We start from the raw sequence: 16,244 nt of genomic DNA, 5'->3' as shown, positions 1-16,244 counted from the left end.
CATATCCCCTCTACTTCCCTTTAAATTCGGCTGGACGCTTTTCAACGAAAGCCTTCATGCCTTCTTTTTGATCTTGAGACGAGAATAATAGATAAAAGTTTTTACGTTCGAACTGCATGCCTTCGTGTGTGGAATAATCAATGGACTTATAAACGGTCTCTTTTATTAAACGAGTAGATAAAGGTGCTCTAGAAGCTACAATCTTCGCATACTTTTTTGCCTCGTCCACGACAAGTTCTGGTGCTATAACGCGGTTGATCACGCCATATTGAAGTGCTTCATGGGCTGTCATCGGGTCACCGAGCCATAGCCATTCAAGAGCTTTTTTCTGCCCCATCAGCTTTGTAAGTTTTACCGTGCCACCAGCACCTGGCATCACGCCAAGCTTGATCTCAGGAAATCCAAACTGTGCGTTTTCTGCTGCAAAGAGGATGTCTGCGCACAGCGCTAGTTCAAAGCCTCCCCCGAAGCAATAGCCATTGACGGCACCGATGATCGGCTTTTTTATCGTTGCGAGACGATCCCATTCTTTAAACTGATTTAATAGTTCAAGAGAGACCGCTGTATCTTCTTTCATCTCATCAATGTCGGCACCGGCTGCAAATGCACGCTCACTGCCTGTTAAAACAATTGCTTTTACCTCATCATTACGGTCGAAGCTTTCAAAAGCATCTAATAGTTCCGTAACCATCGGCCTGTTGATCGCGTTTAACACACGCGGCCTATTTAATTGAATGAAGGCGATCCCATCTTCAACAGAGGTTAGAATTGTTTCGTAATTACTCATTGATTTCCTCACCGATCATAAGGGTAACAAGCTCTGCCGCAAAGCTCATTAAGTCTTTTCCTGAAGCTTTACCTTCATCAGACTTCATAGCGGCTTTCAACGCATCATGATCGTCATAGTACATCTCACAAAGAATGTGATAGTCGCTTTTCCCCATCGGTGAACCTACGATTTTTGTTACTTCCATTTTGCGAAGCCCAGGAATCTTTTTCGTGATCTCAGTATGATGTCCAAAATAGTGCTCGTCGAACTGCTCCAAGTTTTCAGGTGTTTTGTAAAGTGCGATTAGTTTTACCATGTGTGTTTCCTCCCTATTTTTAAAATCATCATTTCTCTTACCCCATGTCAGCAACAGGTTTCATCGCTTCAAACGGGTTCTTGCACGACTTGCAATATAGGATACTTCTGCATGCTGTTGGTCCAAAGATGTTTTCCATCGTTACGTACGTTGATCCACAATACGGACAATCGATCTCCCAAGGCTCACCCATCACATGGTTCGCTGGTGGAGGTGAGATGCCAAACTCTTTTAACCTCTCACGCCCTTCAGCTGTAATGCGATCTGTTGTCCACGATGGTGTAAATACAAATTTCACTTCTGCTGAAGTAATTCCTTCTACATTTTCAACCGCTTTTTTTATATCTCGTTCGATGATGTGCAGAGCTGGGCAGCCAGAGAACGTAGGCAGAACAGAAATCCTGACCTTATCATCTGTCACGTCCACTTCGTGCACCATTCCGAGATCCAATATACTGACAGAGGCGATTTCAGGATCTTTTACATCCCCAAGCGCGTCCATCACACTATCAGTCATGCTGCTCTTTAATTCGGACACGTGGTTCATCTCCTTTCTAAATCGTCTTACCAGCCAGTTGAAGGATTTGTTGCATAAACTTCAGAAAGTGTTGCAGTTGCTTGCTTCAAGTCTTCCGTGTGCACGCCGTTTCGGCCGTTGCCTCTTTCCATGCGAGGTTCACCCGGATAGGATGCACCTACTTCTTTTAAGACAGCTTCAATCTTGTTGTTCCATCTCTTCTTCATAACGTTCTCGTCATCAATGAAGTTTGCTTTCACGATATCTTCATAGTACGGTCCTAGCGTAAGAACTCCGCCAAAATCTCTCCAAACCTTTTGGATCGCTGCTGTCATTCGCTCGATTGCTTCATCTGTACTTGTCATAAGCTGCTTGAACCAAATCTCCCAGTGCATCAGATGGTAATACTGCTCTGTCATGACTTTACGGGCTGCTTCTGCCAAAGGTTCATAGGAAGAGTGGCGCAGTGAATCTAGACGAATATGTTTGTGTACAGCGTAAAAGTAGTTGCGTACGACAGTGAATGCCCAGTCATAATCTGGTTCTTTTAAGTACGTTCCAGGCCCGTTCACTTCTTCTAAGATGATGGCATTTCGAAACTGATCAAGAGATCGCAAGTGAGCAATCCTGTCTGCTTCGCCTTCTCCAAGGTTCTCTAGCAGGTTATAGTACAAATTTGCGTGTCCCATCATGTCTTGTGAGATAGAAGAGAACGCAACATCCTCTTCAATATGCGGCGCAAGACCAAGCCACTCCGATCCGCGAAACGCAAGAAGAAAATCATCGTCTGCAAGCTGATAAAGAAGCTCGATCAGCGCTTTCTTCTCTTGTGGTTTTAACGTTTCCTGTGTCATGAATTGTCTCCCCTTCCGCCAAGGATGTGCTGTTCGGTAAACTGCTCCTGGTTGTAGTCACGCCACTTCTTCTTCAGATAGCCATATCCTTTTGTTTCTCTATATTGTTTATCGAGGCGTTTAAGCATTTCTCTTTCGTCCTGGTTAAGACCCCTTATGTTCTCTCTTTTCACAACCCAGATGTCAGCGACCGTTTCTCTTCTGAAGAAGTTCTCTTTTGCCATGATGAGTGCCATATCCGCGTTTGGTGCTAAAAGGCTGAAGCTATGTTGAAACGGAGATTTATCTGTTTTTTTGCTGAATACTTCATACACGTTGTAAAATTCATTTGTTGATTCGTTCACCTTTGTTTCTCTCCTTTCCGCTGTTAGATCGCCTTTTTAGCAGCGAGTGCCGCGCGAACCCACTCGTTATTTTTATATGAGCGGCGTCGAAGATCTAAACGGTTTTGTGATTGTGGCCCGTTACCAGAAACAATCTGTTTGAACGTGCTCCAGTCAGCATCCTTATAGATCCACATCTGACTGTCTTCATCAAAACGGATCGTATCATCTGGAATCGTTAGCCCAAGCGACCAAATACGAGGAATATATTTTGTGAAGAACTCTTGCCTGAGGTCCTCGTTTGTTTTTGTACGAATCTTGTACATGATGTTCTTGTCAGCGTTTGAATTTCCTGTTTCTTTTGCTGATTTTGGTCCGAAGAACATGATCAGTGATTCCCACCAGCGATTTAATGAATCCTGTAGCATTTCACGCTGTTCCGGTGTTCCTTCGGCCATCGCTAAAATGATGCTTTCGCCATGCTGTGCGTGGAAAACTTCCTCCGCACAGATACGTTTTAATGCTCTGGCGTATGGACCATAAGAAGAATCAAGCATCATGCTTTGAGAGATAATTGCCGCTCCGTCTACAAGCCAAGCGATAATACCCGCATCACCCCATGTTGGAGCATCCATATGAAACACGTTATGAAACTTTAATTTACCTGAAAAAAGATCTTCCATGATGTCGTGGCGGTTCTTGCCAAGAGGTGCCATCAAATCTTCTGCCACACGAAGCAAGAGCTGCCCATGTCCCATCTCATCCTGAACTTTAGCCATGATCGCGAGTTTGCGGTGAAGTGAAGGTGCTTTAGGTACCCATTCTTTCTCTGGAAGCGCTCCCATAATTTCCGAAATGCCATGCATCGAAATCAAACGAATCAGCTGCAAGCGATAATCTTCCGGCATCCAGTCATCCGGTTCGATCTTCTCACCGGCGTTGATCCGATCAAGAAAATGAGTCATTTTCTCTTCTTCACTAAGCTGATTAAAACTCATACCAACTGTCATGTTGTTCCCTCCTATTATATTACGTTTATTTACCGTAATTATAAATTAACGTCATACGATTGAAAAGTAGTTAAACACCCATTTTTTTCTGTATCTGTCTGACCACACGAATCGCCTTACCTTCAGAACGTGGTATTCCTTTTGGTGGATACACTTTAATATTCATAGATACGAGGCATGTGTCTTTGATCTTTTTTGTGATCGTCTTCTTTAACAGGTGCGTCGCCTCATGATTTTCGTCACCGTTTGTTACAGCATAAAGCTGTTCCGTCATCTCAACATGAAGTTCAATATGCTCTTTTAATCCTTCTGTTAAGATATGAACTTGATAGTGAGGAACGATATCCTCTATAGAAAGAAGACAGTTTTCGATTTCAGACGGAAACACGTTAACTCCACGAACGATAATCATGTCATCGATTCGTCCCTTGACACGACTCATTCGTATGGAAGTCCTTCCACAGCTGCAAGGTACTCGATTAATCGAAGCAATATCTCCTGTACGATATCGGATGATCGGAAAAGCTTCCTTTGTTAAACTCGTAAACACAAGTTCGCCATACTGACCGTCAGGCATAGGTTCAAGCGTATCAGGATTAATGATTTCAGCTAAAAAATGATCATCCATAATATGAAGCCCGTTTTGTGCCTCATGACATTCCATCGCTACACCAGGACCCATCACTTCGCTTAATCCATAAATGTCCATCGCTTTGATGCCAAGCTTCTCTTCAAGCGTCACACGCATCTCTTCAGACCAGGGCTCTGCTCCAAATATTCCGTATTTTATCGAAGTCGCTTTCGGATCTTTTCCCATCTCCTCCATCTTTTCAGCAATCGTCAAGATATAAGAAGGCGTTCCGCATATCACCTGTGGTTTAAAGTCTTCGATTAAAAGAATCTGGCGTTCTGTATTACCGCCTGATACAGGAACCGTAATCATACCAAGTCGCTCTGATCCGTTATGAAGTCCGAGTCCTCCTGTAAAAAGACCATATCCATATGCATTATGAAGAACATGACCTGGCTCTCCACCTGCGATTGCGATAGAACGTGCTACCATGTTACTCCACCTGTCAATGTCTCCTTCTGTATAGCCAACCACTGTCGGTTTACCGCTCGTTCCAGAAGATGCGTGCAGTCGAACGAGGTGATCTTGCGGAACTGCAAAAAGCCCAAAAGGATAATGATCGCGAAGATCTTTTTTTACAGTAAAAGGAAGTTTTTGAAGATCGTCTAAAGTATCAATTGAAGAGGGCTGAATTCCTTTTTCGTCAAATGCCGTTTTATAAAAAGGGACATTCTCATAAACGCTCTGTACAGTCTGCTTTAACCGATGAAGCTGCAGCTCTTCTTTTTCATCACGACTCATACATTCCACTTGTGGATGGAGGATCATTCTTTCATCTCCCTTTATAATATGTAAGCGATTACAATTGAGATTAAAAAATATGACGTTTTTGTACCGTTATCTAATTATTGTGTGATGTATTTGGTTTCAGCTTATCATTTATAATAATTTTCTGTCAAATGAAAATACAAAGCTGAAATGACCGTTCAGCCCCGAACAGCACATCCTTGCCTGAATGGGATACGCTTTTTGTATCCTAGTCAGGAAAGAATGTGACCTCGAGGGGCTGGTCATTGAAGCTGGACTGATTTTGAGTGCTGAAACAGCCGTTTAGACACGAATAGCTCTTTACTCTTTTCTGAAGACACGCTCTTTGTGTCACAAGAAATGAGTAAAGTGACCTCGAGTGTCTGGCTGTTGAAGCCGGATAAAATACAAAGCTGAAATGACCGTTCAGCCCCGACATAGAAAACACCGTTTGTGTAGTTTACAAACGGATGTTGCTCTTGTGCCTGTGGTGCCAGCACATCATTTCCTGAATGGGATAAGCTTTTTGTATCCTAGTCAGGAAAGAATGTGACCTCGAGGGGCTGGTCATTGAAGCTGGACTGATTTTGAGTGCTGAAACAGCCGTTTAGACACGAATAGCACTTTACTCTTTTCTGAAGACACGCTCTTTGTGTCACAAGAAATGAGTAAAGTGACCTCGAGTGTCTGGCTGTTGAAGCCGGATAAAATACAAAGCTGAAATGACTGTTTAGCCCCGACATAGAAAACACCGTTTGTGTAGTTTACAAACGGATGTTGCACTTGTGCCTGTGGTGCCAGCACCTCATTTCCTGAATGGGATACGCTTTTTGTATCCTAGTCAGGAAAGAATGTGACCTCGAGGGGCTGGTCATTGAAGCTGGACTGATTTTGAGTGCTGAAACAGCCGTTTAGACACTCAACTTTGGATGAAATGGTGAAGACTTATAAATTGTCTTCGAGGACTTATAAATAAATTTGAAGACTTATAAATTTTTTTGAAGACTTATAAACGAAACTGAAGACTTATAAACGATTTAAACAACAAAAACCGCCCATGAAAAGGCGGTTTTCTTCCTAATATAATAGATCAAGGAACTCCTGACGCGTTACATTTCCGAAATAGTGGCTTAAATCTAGATCCTCAAGCACTTCCTCGATCGCTTCACGGTCATAACGAACACCGTTCAGCTTGTTTTCAATATCTGACACGTCACCTACACCGAAGAAATCTCCAAAGATCTTACTTTCTTGAATGATACCTTTTACGATGTGCAGTCTAATATCAACAGAGCCTGCTGCAAATCGATTCGAAAGTTCAACATTGAACTTCGGTGACTTTCCGTAGTTCCAATCCCAGTTGGCGTAACGTTCTCTTGAGATTTTGCGGATTTCTTCCCAGTCTTTTTCAGTCAGCTCGTATTTTGGAACAGAATCCAACTCTTCAAATAAGTAAGCAAGAAGCGTCTGTTTGAACTCTTCCATCGTCATATCTTCGTCTAAGTGCTCGCGGATATTTGTTACACGACTGCGGATGGACTTGATACCTTTTGACTCGATCTTGTCCATTCGTACATTTAGGGCAGATACTACATTTTCGATCTCAGAATCAAAAAGCAAAGTGCCATGGCTAAACATACGGCCTTTCGTAGAAAACTGAGCGTTGCCGGAAATTTTCTTTCCGTTTGCCAAAATGTCGTTTCGTCCGCTTAATTCAGCATTCACACCAAGTTTTTTTAGTGCTTTTACAACAGGATCGGTAAACTTCTTGAAATCATGAAACGAATTACCGTCATCTTTCGTAATGAAGCTGAAGTTTAAGTTTCCGAGATCATGATACACGGCACCGCCACCTGATAAACGACGAACCACATGAATACCTTCATCACGAACATAGTCCGCGTTGATCTCTTCAACGGTATTTTGGTTCTTACCGATGATGATCGATGGTTCATTTATATAAAAAAGCAAATACGTTTCATTGATGTCTAAATGTTTTAAAGCGAACTCTTCTATAGCTAGATTCACTCTTGGGTCTGTAATATTTTCATTATCAATAAAAAGCATATTTCTCTCCTCTTTCAGTCCCTATCTTTAAGCTCCCCACGTCCAGCCGGAAGAGGCAAGCTCCACTTTATTGTTATACACCTCTTTTGCCTCTGTGACAAGCTGTGATAACTGACCAAAATGAGGAAGGTGAGTAAGAAGCAGTTCACGAGCTTCAGACTCATGTGCAAGTTTGCCGCAATCCTCTGATGTCATGTGGCCGGGGCCGCTTCCATCCATCCCTTTGTAAAAGTTGCATTCTGCGATTAACAAGTCCGCATATCGGCTGAACGGAACGAGTTCAGGAATGAGCGCAGTATCTGCCGTATATACGATCGTATGCTTTCCATCTGTAATGCGCATCGCATAACAAACAGCAGCATGCTTCGTCAGCTGAAACGTAATCGTGAATGGTCCGACCTTTAACACTTCATCAGGATGATAGGGAATTCCTTTTGTACTATTGCCGTGTGTCAGCGAACGAAAACCATCTTGATCCTTATCATGACCATAGATTGGAAGCGGCTGTATTCCTTTTTGTAAAAACGACTGAATGAGACGACTGTATTGAAGAACTCCAACATCAGCCACATGATCTGCATGGTAGTGCGATAATACAACCGCATCTAGTTTTTCAGGCTGTATATACTTTTGCAGTTGTGAGAGCACACCGCTTCCACAATCGATGAGCAGATTATATCCTCCGCTCTGAAGAAGATATCCTGATGTGGCTTCACCCGCTCCAGGATAACCACCCCAATATCCGATGACCGTTAGTTTCATAACTCTAAGCCCTCCGCCTTTTTTATTTACTAGTCTACACAATGCACTACTCTTCACACTAGCTTTTACGTTTAAGAGCCTCTAGTACCTTCACTAATACAGGATTGTTTTTATGTTCTACTTTATATGCGGCATAGATGGTGTTCTCTGTGGTTAGTTCAGGAAACAATATCTTCACACGATTTTCTTGCAATGATTTTTCAATTAGATAAGTGGGAAGTATGCTCATTCCCAACCCATTTTCGATCCCCTCTAAAATCGATCTTAAATCAGGTATCACATGGCAAGGTTGAAAGTCTGGTCGTTTTTTAAAATGATCTCGCCAGTATCTTCTTATAATAGGAAGTTCCAACCCATAGCTCAGCCAGTTCTGTTTGCTCAGCCACTCCTCAATCTCAGCAGTACTTTCTAGATTTGTTTCATAGGTTGGTGGTACCACAGCAACAAACACTTCATCTTCGAGTTTTTGATATTCAATTCCTTGTTGCTGCACTTTTTGAGTGGTTAGAATAAGATCTACTTCATCCTTCTCTAACTTTTCTAGTAACGTACTTGCTACTCCGAACTGAGATAAAAACCGAATATTTAAGTCTCGTATTTTAGGAAGAGTTCGAATCGTAAAATATTCTGCAGGCGAACCAATACGGATTACGGGTGCTCGCTCATTTCCAGATGAGCTATGAAGCATTTCTAGTGTCGTATTTTCTAAGTTCTCAATCAGCGGAACAATCTTTGTATACAGCTCTTTTCCTTTGTCCGTAGGTATCATCTTTCGGGGAGCACGAATAAAGAGAGGTTCCCCTATTTCTGATTCTAAAGCTGCTAGATGCTGACTCATGGCAGGCTGAGTTAAGATTCTAGCTTTTGCAGCAGCAGAAACGGAACCATGCTTGTAGATGCTGATGAAACTTCTGTACCATTCAAAATCAATCATCCATTTTCCTCCTCTCTAAAGGGGATCTATGCGTAAAAAACTGCACCGCTCCAGATGAGATACGATGCAGTGTTTCATTCTATAGCTCAATGACGTTTAAACGATATACTTCTCTATTCTGTACAAGAGTTTCTATATTTTTGCGATAAGCTTTATAGTGCTGTGAATCAATGTGACTGTTAAGCGCGTCTTCATCACACCAGTTTTCATAAAAAACAAAAGTGGAAGGATTCTCAGTAGATTCATGCAATATATAGCTGATACACCCTTCTTCTTTACGTGACGCTTGTACAACCTTAATCAATTCATCACGCAACAATTCCTCTTTGCCTTCTCTTGCTTTTAATATAGCATTAATTGTAATAGCCATGAACGTCACCTTCTCCTTATAGGATTTTACAAACAATCTTGCCTTTTACATGTCTTTCTGAAAGTTTCTCTAGAGTCTTAGGAACTTCTTCAAGGGAGATAACTTGTTCAATAAGTGGAGAAACTTTCTTTTCTGCGACCAGCGCCAATAATTCATCACCCATTTTGGCTAAGTCACGTTCTGCCACTTTGTCTTGATTATGATGGATAGCGTTTAATGCTACCTCATGGAATGAGATCACTCTTGTGAATGGTTTTACCTTTGTATAATCCGGAGCGCCTGCAATATGTGCGATGTGCCCGTTGTATGCGATCAAGTCGAGTGATTCAGTTGCATTGTCTCTAGAAACTGTATCCAGAACTGCATCAACACCTCTACCATTTGTAAAAGCCATTACTTTTTCCTTAACGTCGTCTTCCTTATAGTCGATCACAAGATCTGCTCCTAATGAACGAACATACTCATGATTGTGTTTGGATGCCGTGGAAACAACCGTTTTCCCTGCATTTTTAGCGAGTTGAACCGCAAATCCGCCTACACCGCCTGCTCCAGCATGGATCAAGATCGTATCGATTGAAGACATAGGTAATTTTCTAAACAGAGCTTGATAAGCCGTATAACCTGCTGTTGGAAGAGCCGCTGCTTCTTCAAATGATAGAGAATCTGGAATACGTGAGATGGTATGTGCTGTTGTTACTCCATATTCAGCGTATGCCCCTTTTTTGTTAAAATCTCCGTGATACACAACACGATCACCGATCTTCCAATCCGTTACACCTTCTCCAACTTCATGTATGGTACCTGCCGCATCAAGTCCTAAAATGTGAGGATACGTCCAGTTCGGATTTCCTCCAGTTGCCGTTTTATAATCGACCGGATTTAGTCCAGCGGCATGAATTTTCACTACAACTTCTCCCGTTCCCGCAGTTGGCTTGTCTATTTCTTCTACCTTCATTTCTTTCCATTGATTGCGTTCTTTCAAAAGTAAAGCTTTCATCTTATTTTCTCCTCTCCTTTATTCCTTCTCAATGTTCACAAAAAAGAAAGCCTGCAAACCTTTTAATATAAAGGTCTGCAGGTTTATCCATAATTATGCTAACTGCTTCAAAACTTCTTTCGCCACAGAAACTGTAGATTGTGGATTTTGACCCGTAATGAGTTGTCCATCTCTTTGTACATGATCTGACCAATTCTCAGCAGCAACAAATTGTGCGCTTAGTTCACGCATGCGTGTTTCTAACAAAAAAGGCATGTATTGATCAAGAGTAGTAGCTACTTCTTCAGCATCTGTGAATGCAGTCACTTTTTTCCCTGCTACTAACGGTGTACCGTCAGAAAGTTTCACACCAACTAAACCTGCTGGTCCATGACATACCGCTGCTACTACTTTATTTTGCTCATATAGGTCGCGAATAATCTCTTGCAGTTTTGTGTTTTCAGGAAGGTCAAACATGGTTCCGTGGCCTCCTGGCAAGAAGATTGCATCAAAACCATCAAGGTCATTGATTTCTTCTAGTTTTAATGTGTTCTCCAGATATTTAGCTGTGTCTAATATCTCTTGAGGCACTTCACCTTCTAAGCTACGATCATCTACAGGCGCTTTTCCACCTTTAGGGCTTGCAACTGTAATCGCGTAACCAGCATTCGCAAACTCCACATACGCCTCACCAAATTCAGAAAGCCATAATCCTGTTGAGTGTTCGTTGTTCATGTTATCAGCCGTAGTTACGACCATTAATATATGTTTAGACATTGTCTAATTCCTCCTAACAAAAAATAAGTTGTTTCTCTAACAATACCTATTGTAGGCCGTATTTATCTATAATACAAATTAGAAAATAGCGCTTTTATTATAAATTTTTTTATATTAAAGAGTATTAAATCGTTCACTCAAAGTGATTTCTTCAGATATTTATCTACTGGCTCTTTGTACATTCTCTTCCTTGACAAGTTGATTGGAGTGGAAAATGCCAGACTCCAGCAGGACAGGGGGGCAGGTGAGACACTTAAGAGTGAAACGTACGAATGTGGCTCACCGCCTGCCCTGCGGAAAGCGAGCATTTGAAATGGAAATCAACTCTTTCAAGAGCTCCAATGAAAAACCCCCGCTTTTTAGCGAGGGCTACCTATCAAAGCTATTCTTTTACCGCACCTGAAGTTAACCCAGACACGATTCGGCGTTGGAAAAGTAAAACCATAATCACAAGCGGCACTGTTACGATAACGGTCGCGGCTGTAACTTCTCCCCAAGGAATCGTGAATTGTCCTTCAAACATCGCGATCCCGACCGGAACGGTTTTGAACTCATCATCGGTATTGATCGTTAACGCGAACAGAAACTCGTTCCACGCTGATATGAACACAAGAATCGCTGTTGTGAAAATTCCTGGTATCGCTAGTGGCAAGATTACACGCCAATACGTTTGCATCGGTGAAGCCCCGTCCATTTTTGCTGCTTCTTCAAGATCGAACGGAATCTTTCGGAAGAACGTGACGAGCAGCCAGATGGATAATGGCAATGTAAATGTTGTGTATGGAATGATCAAACCTAGATAGCTATTCGTTAATCCAAGATTTTTTAAAACGATATAGATTGGTGAGATCGTTGCGATCTGCGGAAACATGGAAACCGATAACACTAATCCAAGGATGACTGTTTTTCCTTTAAAGTTTAATCGTGCGATCGCATAAGCCGCAAAGCTCGCTACTAGGACTGCATAGACGGTAGTGATCGACGACACGACTAAGCTGTTCCATAAATATTTTAAAAATGGATAGTTAACAAATACAGATTCATAGTTCTCACCTGTCATGTTGTTTGTAAACGGTATGAACGCACGGTCGCCAAACAGTTCCGCAACCGGTTTAATTGAGCTTGCCAGTACCCATAAAAACGGAAACATGACAAGGAAGACAAACAATGTTAAGAATACGTAAAACATTGGGCCCGCTTTTTTGTTCATTTCCTATTCACTCCTTTATCTGTTCCGTTTTTATTTATCATTTAAAAGGTCTCGTCCAAGGAACTTGATGTAGATCATAGAGATAATGGCTACACAGACAAAGACGATAACCGACAGCGCCGAACCTTCACCAAAATTTGTCTGATTAAACATTACTTTGTAAGCGAGAATCGATATCGTTTCCGTAGAGTTTGCAGGACCTCCACCTGTGAGTACATAGACTAAGTCGAACACACGGAACGCATCTAATGTACGGAACAACAAGGCAACGAGAATGCTAGACTTTAGCAGAGGCAGCGTGATCTTTAAGAACTGCTTCCACTTGCTTGCTCCGTCAATCGCTGCTGCTTCATACAATGAACTCGGAATCGTTTGAAGCCCTGCTAATAACAAGAGTGCCATATAAGGCGTTGTTTTCCATACGTCTGCAAAAATGACGGCAAACATAGCACCTGTACTGGTCGTCAGCATATCAGTCATCTGGTCAAACAATCCGATCTCCGCAAAAGCTTTGGCTACGATTCCATTTTGGCCATCATATAGATACTTCCACATGAATGCTGAAACAGCGGTTGGAATCGCCCATGGAATGAGGATGGTTGCTCTCACGAGTCCTCTACCAAAGAAAGCTTTATTGATAAGGAGTGCAATCGCGAGTCCGATAACGAGCTCTGCAAATACAGAGATTATTGTAAAGACAGTCGTATTTTGAATCGCCTTCCACATGCGGCTATCGGTTAAGTTTTCTTTATAATGCTTCAGCCCGATAAAGTTAGGCGTGATGACGGAATCCTTTAATGATGCTGAAAGTCCGATTACGTCTTCTGGGTTTTGCAGTTCACCCTTCAGTTCTCTAAGTCGTTCAGAAGAATCTGTGACAGCTTTCTCCAGATCGAGCGCTACCTCTTTGTCCAAATCAGAAACAGCAAGCTCTTCACTGATCGGCTCCATCACGGTTAGCTTCTCATCAATTTCGTCATACTTGCTACTCAATTCTCCATCAGCTTTTAATTCTGCATCTACTTTTTCAAGATTTGCTTTGATTGCTTCAAGCTCTGTTTTTGTTTTTCCTGTTGCTTGATCGACTTCATCTTCTAGTGAACTGATCAAGAACGGATAGTTATCTAGATAGGTTTGCAGATTCACTTTATAAGACACATACGCTTCAGATTTCACTGGATTGTTCAGTCTAAGATCAAACATGCTGTAATAGAAAGATTGAAAAACGGGCCATATGGCAATGATCAAGATCAAGATCATCGACGGGGCGATCAGCATGTAGCCTAGCGAACGATCAGAGCGCTTTTTCTTCGCCTTTTCTTTCGTTTTTGGTGCAGTTTGCTTTTGGTTGTTAGGCATTAGATCAGGTTTCAAAACGTGTCAGCTCCTTACTATTCGAATGCAATCGACGGACGGGCGCTGTTACGTCCATCCATTTCACTCTTTGTGGAATCGATACCAATTATAAAAGTAAGGGGAGCCTTTCTCATGGAAAGGCGTACCCCTATCACTTTACGTTTCTTACTTTACTAGTTTTTCAGAGATTTCTTTTTGCATGTTTTTAGCTGCTTGTTCTGGAGTAATCTTTTTCGCTACAGCTTGAGAAACTTGTACTTGAATGATGTCAGAGATCTCAGGGTAGTTTGGTGCTACAGGACGAGATACAGCTGCTTCAAGTGCGTTTACAAATCCTTCTTCCTTAAAGTAAGGGTTTGCATCTAAAATTTCTTGGTCTTCATATAGAGAAAGAATCGTTGGCGCGTGTCCACCTTTGATCGCGTCGATCTTCTGTCCTTCTTTACCAGCCATAAAGCTTAAGAACTTCCAAGCTTCTTCAGGGTGCTTCGTGTTTTTGTTGATACCAGCCATCCAGCCGCCAAGTGCTGCAGCAGTTCCTGCATCCCCTGCTGGAAGTGGAGCTACTCCAACTTTACCTGCGATCTTAGATTGCTTCTCATCATTTGCTAGTGCAAATTGATATGGCCAGTTACGGATCAGACCTGCTTGACCATTGATAAATGCTGTATGTGACTCTGGCTCGGCAAACGTTGTAACGTTTTGCGGAACAACATCAGAGTTTGCAACTTCTACAAGCTTAGCGATTCCTTTGATCGCTTCAGGAGAATCAACTTTCACATCACCATTTTCGTCGATGATCTGACCACCGTATGATGCGATGAATTCAACCGCGTTACATACAAGACCTTCATATTGCTTCGCTTGCATCAAGTAACCAAACTGTGTTCCACCTTGGCCCTTCGTTTCCTTCGCTTTCGCTAAAAGCTCGTCCCACGTCTTTGGAACAGAACCTTCGTCAACTAAGTCTGTACGGTAGAAAAGCATTCCCGCATCGATAAACTTAGGAAGAGCCCATTGTTTTCCTTTAAATTTAGATGCTGTGATCGCACCTTCGTTATAATCATCTGGGTTAATCCCGTCTTTTTCCATAAAGCGGTCTAGCGGCATCAAGAATCCTGCTTGTGCAAATTCTGCCGGCCAGATTACGTCTAGATCAATAACGTCGATCTCATCTGAGTTCGCGTTAAATGCAGTTACATAAGCGTCATGTTGCTTACCCGTATCCGCAGGCATCTCTTTAAATTCCACATCAATGTTAGGGTATTTCTTTTCAAAAGCTTCCACCATGGCTGTTGTACCTTGTGTATCATCCTTACCACGTGCATAGACGATCGTTACTTTTTCGTCTTTATCACCGCCGGAATTGTTACTGTTGCTGCTTCCTTCTTCTTTGTCCGAACAAGCTGCAAGTACAAGTGACAATGCTAGTGAAGTAGAAATCACTTTTGAGATTTTCTTAAGCTTCTTCATTGTATTTCCCCCTAATCTCCTGTTTTGTAAACGATTACATTTCACCACAAAAATTTACGTTGAGGATCGTTTAATCAACTGAAATGGCAGAATCACTTCTTTTCGACTTAAAGGTTTCTTTGCCTGAATCGCTTCTACCATCAAATTCATAGCCTGCTTTGCAATGGTGTCAATCGGCTGTTCGACCGTCGTCAGATCCATCAATGCTGCTAGAGGCTGATTATCAAACCCTATGATAGCGAGGTCTTCAGGTACTCTCCACCCCGCGTCAAACGCTGCTTTCGCGATACCTGCTGCCACTTCATCACTACCGGTAAAAACCGCTTGTGGCTTATCATCCAGCTCACTCAATTTTTTAAATGCAGCAAAGCCGTCTTGTACACTATAAGCGTTGTAAAAGAACCACTCTTCCTTCATCATGATTCCCGCTTCATCTAGCGCTTGTAAAAATCCGATCTTTCTGTCTTTAGAAACTCTGGAGCTTTTGTGGTTGCCGGTGCAATACCCGATCTTTGTATAGCCTTGATCGATCAAGTGCTTCGTTCCTAGATAGCTTCCTTCGATCTGGTTTAAGTAGACGGAAGGTACTTGAGCAGAGTCTGAGTATTCGTTGCAAACGACGATGGGGCCGAACGATAAGTATGGTTCAAACTCACTCCAATCGTTTTCTATGGATGTTAAGATCAGACCATCTACTTGCTTTGTTTTTAAAAGCTCTAAGAAATTCCGCTCTTGCTCTTTCTTATAACGGGTCTGGCACAGTATCAGCTGATAGCCTTTTTTCGCGGCTTCCTTCTCCATCACTTCAACTAGATGACTGAAAAATGGATTCGTGATACGAGGCACATAGACAGCAATCGTCTCTGTCTGCTGCCGCCTCAATCGTCTTGCTGATGAATTAGGTACATAATTCAGTTCTTGCATCGCCTGTGTTACGAGACGCTTCTTCTCTTCTGTCACATAAGGATGTTCATTGATCACCCTAGAGACAGTTGTGCGGGATAATCCTGCTTTCTTCGCCACATCTTGAATGGTTGCCATCAGATTCTCCTCTTAAAACAATTGTGGAATCGAATTCATGAAATCGTTTTCATAATCAGAGTATAGTTCACCGAATATTCACAGGTCAATCCTTTTTTCAGAAAGTTTTGT

At 42.2% G+C, this 16,244-nt stretch carries 17 protein-coding genes; all 17 read right to left on the bottom strand.

Annotation, left to right across the window (positions count from 1 at the left end):
• Nucleotides 1–10: 10 nt before the first annotated feature.
• Nucleotides 11–787: an enoyl-CoA hydratase/isomerase family protein gene (locus IHV09_RS00895; protein ID WP_197126896.1), complete on the bottom strand. Its 777-nt coding sequence runs from the start codon at nt 785–787 to the stop codon at nt 11–13.
• Nucleotides 780–1,085 (bottom strand): EthD family reductase, encoded by a 306-nt coding sequence (locus tag IHV09_RS00890; RefSeq protein ID WP_066235887.1) that lies wholly within the window; start codon nt 1,083–1,085, stop codon nt 780–782. Before IHV09_RS00890 ends, IHV09_RS00895 begins: the two co-directional genes overlap by 8 nt.
• Before the next feature lie 37 nt (nt 1,086–1,122).
• Entirely contained in the window at nt 1,123–1,623 is a 501-nt protein-coding gene (paaD, locus tag IHV09_RS00885; protein WP_370568915.1) for a 1,2-phenylacetyl-CoA epoxidase subunit PaaD, read from the bottom strand.
• A gap of 26 nt (nt 1,624–1,649) precedes the next feature.
• Complete coding sequence (gene paaC / locus IHV09_RS00880; protein WP_197263399.1) at nt 1,650–2,456, bottom strand: 1,2-phenylacetyl-CoA epoxidase subunit PaaC; 807 nt, start codon at nt 2,454–2,456, stop codon at nt 1,650–1,652.
• The gene (gene paaB / locus IHV09_RS00875; RefSeq protein WP_066391438.1) at nt 2,453–2,800 is read right to left on the bottom strand and encodes a 1,2-phenylacetyl-CoA epoxidase subunit PaaB; all 348 of its coding nucleotides are present in this window, start codon (nt 2,798–2,800) and stop codon (nt 2,453–2,455) included. Before paaB ends, paaC begins: the two co-directional genes overlap by 4 nt.
• Nucleotides 2,801–2,823: 23 nt before the next feature.
• Nucleotides 2,824–3,789 carry a 1,2-phenylacetyl-CoA epoxidase subunit PaaA gene (gene paaA, locus IHV09_RS00870; RefSeq protein WP_137790508.1) on the bottom strand — a complete coding sequence of 322 codons (966 nt, stop codon included), beginning with the start codon at nt 3,787–3,789 and terminating at the stop codon, nt 2,824–2,826.
• A gap of 70 nt (nt 3,790–3,859) precedes the next feature.
• On the bottom strand, nt 3,860–5,188 hold the full coding sequence (locus IHV09_RS00865; protein WP_197263398.1) for a phenylacetate--CoA ligase family protein: 1,329 nt from the start codon (nt 5,186–5,188) through the stop codon (nt 3,860–3,862).
• 1,056 nt (nt 5,189–6,244) lie between these two features.
• Nucleotides 6,245–7,234 (bottom strand): lipoate--protein ligase, encoded by a 990-nt coding sequence (locus tag IHV09_RS00860; RefSeq protein WP_197263397.1) that lies wholly within the window; start codon nt 7,232–7,234, stop codon nt 6,245–6,247.
• 27 nt (nt 7,235–7,261) lie between these two features.
• Entirely contained in the window at nt 7,262–7,996 is a 735-nt protein-coding gene (locus IHV09_RS00855) for an MBL fold metallo-hydrolase (protein WP_197126892.1), read from the bottom strand.
• A gap of 58 nt (nt 7,997–8,054) precedes the next feature.
• Nucleotides 8,055–8,930 carry a LysR family transcriptional regulator gene (locus tag IHV09_RS00850; RefSeq protein ID WP_197263396.1) on the bottom strand — a complete coding sequence of 292 codons (876 nt, stop codon included), beginning with the start codon at nt 8,928–8,930 and terminating at the stop codon, nt 8,055–8,057.
• A gap of 79 nt (nt 8,931–9,009) precedes the next feature.
• Nucleotides 9,010–9,300, bottom strand: coding sequence for a putative quinol monooxygenase (locus IHV09_RS00845; protein WP_197263395.1), 291 nt, complete (start codon nt 9,298–9,300; stop codon nt 9,010–9,012).
• Between the two features lie 16 nt (nt 9,301–9,316).
• A complete protein-coding gene (locus IHV09_RS00840) occupies nt 9,317–10,297 on the bottom strand; it encodes a zinc-binding dehydrogenase (protein ID WP_197263394.1) in 981 nt (326 codons plus the stop codon).
• A gap of 93 nt (nt 10,298–10,390) precedes the next feature.
• Nucleotides 10,391–11,053 carry a type 1 glutamine amidotransferase domain-containing protein gene (locus IHV09_RS00835; RefSeq protein WP_197263393.1) on the bottom strand — a complete coding sequence of 221 codons (663 nt, stop codon included), beginning with the start codon at nt 11,051–11,053 and terminating at the stop codon, nt 10,391–10,393.
• A 382-nt stretch (nt 11,054–11,435) separates the two neighbouring features.
• The gene (locus tag IHV09_RS00830; protein WP_197126887.1) at nt 11,436–12,263 is read right to left on the bottom strand and encodes a carbohydrate ABC transporter permease; all 828 of its coding nucleotides are present in this window, start codon (nt 12,261–12,263) and stop codon (nt 11,436–11,438) included.
• Nucleotides 12,264–12,293: 30 nt separating this feature from the next.
• Entirely contained in the window at nt 12,294–13,622 is a 1,329-nt protein-coding gene (locus IHV09_RS00825) for an ABC transporter permease subunit (RefSeq protein ID WP_197264109.1), read from the bottom strand.
• A 162-nt stretch (nt 13,623–13,784) separates the two neighbouring features.
• Nucleotides 13,785–15,092 carry an ABC transporter substrate-binding protein gene (locus tag IHV09_RS00820; protein WP_197190809.1) on the bottom strand — a complete coding sequence of 436 codons (1,308 nt, stop codon included), beginning with the start codon at nt 15,090–15,092 and terminating at the stop codon, nt 13,785–13,787.
• Between the two features lie 54 nt (nt 15,093–15,146).
• Nucleotides 15,147–16,133: a LacI family DNA-binding transcriptional regulator gene (locus IHV09_RS00815; protein WP_197126885.1), complete on the bottom strand. Its 987-nt coding sequence runs from the start codon at nt 16,131–16,133 to the stop codon at nt 15,147–15,149.
• Between the last annotated feature and the right edge of the window lie 111 nt (nt 16,134–16,244).

Source organism: Fictibacillus sp. 23RED33, from assembly GCF_015903925.1.
Lineage (GTDB): Bacteria > Bacillota > Bacilli > Bacillales > Fictibacillaceae > Fictibacillus > Fictibacillus phosphorivorans.
The sequence above is the reverse complement of the archived record's forward strand: the minus strand, read 5'-3'. Positions and strand labels throughout refer to the sequence as shown.

Coding starts and splice junctions, on each gene's coding strand:
- IHV09_RS00865 (WP_197263398.1), bottom strand. CDS start 5,188: ATGATCCTCCATCCACAAGTGGAATGTATGAGTCGTGATGAAAAAGAA.
- IHV09_RS00895 (WP_197126896.1), bottom strand. CDS start 787: ATGAGTAATTACGAAACAATTCTAACCTCTGTTGAAGATGGGATCGCC.
- IHV09_RS00855 (WP_197126892.1), bottom strand. CDS start 7,996: ATGAAACTAACGGTCATCGGATATTGGGGTGGTTATCCTGGAGCGGGT.
- IHV09_RS00830 (WP_197126887.1), bottom strand. CDS start 12,263: ATGAACAAAAAAGCGGGCCCAATGTTTTACGTATTCTTAACATTGTTT.
- IHV09_RS00845 (WP_197263395.1), bottom strand. CDS start 9,300: ATGGCTATTACAATTAATGCTATATTAAAAGCAAGAGAAGGCAAAGAG.
- IHV09_RS00860 (WP_197263397.1), bottom strand. CDS start 7,234: ATGCTTTTTATTGATAATGAAAATATTACAGACCCAAGAGTGAATCTA.
- IHV09_RS00820 (WP_197190809.1), bottom strand. CDS start 15,092: ATGAAGAAGCTTAAGAAAATCTCAAAAGTGATTTCTACTTCACTAGCA.
- IHV09_RS00850 (WP_197263396.1), bottom strand. CDS start 8,930: ATGATTGATTTTGAATGGTACAGAAGTTTCATCAGCATCTACAAGCAT.
- IHV09_RS00825 (WP_197264109.1), bottom strand. CDS start 13,622: ATGCCTAACAACCAAAAGCAAACTGCACCAAAAACGAAAGAAAAGGCG.
- paaC (WP_197263399.1), bottom strand. CDS start 2,456: ATGACACAGGAAACGTTAAAACCACAAGAGAAGAAAGCGCTGATCGAG.
- IHV09_RS00815 (WP_197126885.1), bottom strand. CDS start 16,133: ATGGCAACCATTCAAGATGTGGCGAAGAAAGCAGGATTATCCCGCACA.
- IHV09_RS00890 (WP_066235887.1), bottom strand. CDS start 1,085: ATGGTAAAACTAATCGCACTTTACAAAACACCTGAAAACTTGGAGCAG.
- IHV09_RS00840 (WP_197263394.1), bottom strand. CDS start 10,297: ATGAAAGCTTTACTTTTGAAAGAACGCAATCAATGGAAAGAAATGAAG.
- paaA (WP_137790508.1), bottom strand. CDS start 3,789: ATGACAGTTGGTATGAGTTTTAATCAGCTTAGTGAAGAAGAGAAAATG.
- IHV09_RS00835 (WP_197263393.1), bottom strand. CDS start 11,053: ATGTCTAAACATATATTAATGGTCGTAACTACGGCTGATAACATGAAC.